The 1,510-nt window shown below is 71.5% G+C and carries 1 protein-coding gene; it reads right to left on the bottom strand.

Annotated features, from left to right (window positions below; all coding sequences use genetic code 11):
- Positions 1 to 312: 312 nt before the first annotated feature.
- Positions 313 to 1,272, bottom strand: a complete 960-nt coding sequence (locus FNQ90_RS22795; protein ID WP_143619364.1) for a LysR family transcriptional regulator — start codon at positions 1,270 to 1,272, stop codon at positions 313 to 315.
- Positions 1,273 to 1,510: the final 238 nt, after the last annotated feature.

Below are 1,510 nucleotides of genomic sequence, written 5' to 3'. Positions count from 1 at the left end.
CCGCCGGAGGGTGCTCCGGCGGCGGACGGGGCGCCGGGTGGGCGCCCGCTGTGGGGGTGTTGCGGTGACGAACGTAGTGGCAGCGCACCCGAGGTGTGTACCTGCCAATCAATACCTCTTGTGATGCGATGGAAAGTGATCCGGTGGTTCCCGTCCGGTGTATGGCCGGAGGCGAGGGGATGACCGGATGATGCGTGTCGCTCTTCGCGCGCCCCCCGGCACGCTTCCCGCGCCGCACGGTGAACACGGGGCGCCCCACGGGCGGGAGAGGGCCCGGGCGACGGCCTCCGACCCGGGGAAACCGACGGAGTGTCAGGAGGCGGTACCGAAACGGGCGTGTGCCGCCAGCCACTTCGCGTATGAGGGATTGCGCGCGGCGGCGTCGCGGTGCACCTGGCGGGCGTGCATCACCACGGCGGGCGCGGCACCGGCGGCGGCCGATGCCGGGTGCCAGCCGATGAGATGGCGCCAGCTGAGCGGGGAACCCGCCAGCGGGAGGGTGACGACGCCGGGGGTCGGCGGGAAGATCGCCCGGCACAGGGCGACCGCGCGACCGAGTTGCACGAGGTGCACACAGCCGGAGGTATCCATCTCATAAACAGATGACGGGGTGAAGCCGGCCCGGGCGCAGGCGGCGTAGAAGCAGTCCCCGAAACAGCCGTCCCCCGGGGCGTCCACCCACTGCTCACCGGCGAGGCGCTCCAACTCCACCTCGGACTCCTCGGCGAGGGGGTGGTTCTCCGACAGCATGACGAAGATCGGATCCCGCGCCACCGTCCGCCAGACCAACTGGTCGGCGGCCGGGGGAGTGGATTCCCCGCAGGTTCCGACCAGGGTGAAGTCCAGTCGGCCGGACACCACCAGTTCGCTCAGCTCCTCCACCGACCAACTGGTGAGGGTGGAGATCGTGGCGTGGGGATGGAGGACGGAGAGTTGGTCCACCAGTCCGCCCAGCAGGGGGCCGTGGGTGCCGCCCAGGCGGAAGCGGGGGAGGTCCTCCAGGGTGTTGGCGAAGCGGACGGCCTGTTCCTGCAGTTCGCGCATGGCGGGGAGCAGGACCCGGGCGCGGTCCAGGACCAGTTCACCGAGCGGGGTGGGGCGGGCGCCGTGCCGACCGCGCTCGAACAATGGGCCGCCCAAAGCCCTTTCTATTCGCTTCAGCTGAGCACTGAGCGCCGATTGTGCCAACCCGAGCGAGGTGGCGGCGCGGGTGAGGCTGCCGGCCTCGTCTATCGCTCGGATGATCTTGAGATGACGCAACTCCAGATCCATAACACGACGCTATGGGTCGAGGGCTGGAGAGGGCAAGCTCGTCGGTGCCGGCTTCCCCGGGAACGCGGTTCGGCGGCAGGGCGTGGAGGTGACCTGCCGGGGAAGCCGCGTCGGTCGCGCCCTTCGGGCGGGAGAGGGTGCGACCGACGCGGTGCGGTGCCCCGGATCCGGCTCCCGTCGCCCGCGGGGGCGGCCGGAGCCGGTGGGGCGGACCGGTGCCGCCCGGTTGCCGTGGGGG

The organism is Streptomyces alkaliphilus, from assembly GCF_014141535.1.
Lineage (GTDB): Bacteria > Actinomycetota > Actinomycetes > Streptomycetales > Streptomycetaceae > Streptomyces > Streptomyces alkaliphilus.
This window is presented reverse-complemented; position numbering and strand designations above follow the sequence as displayed.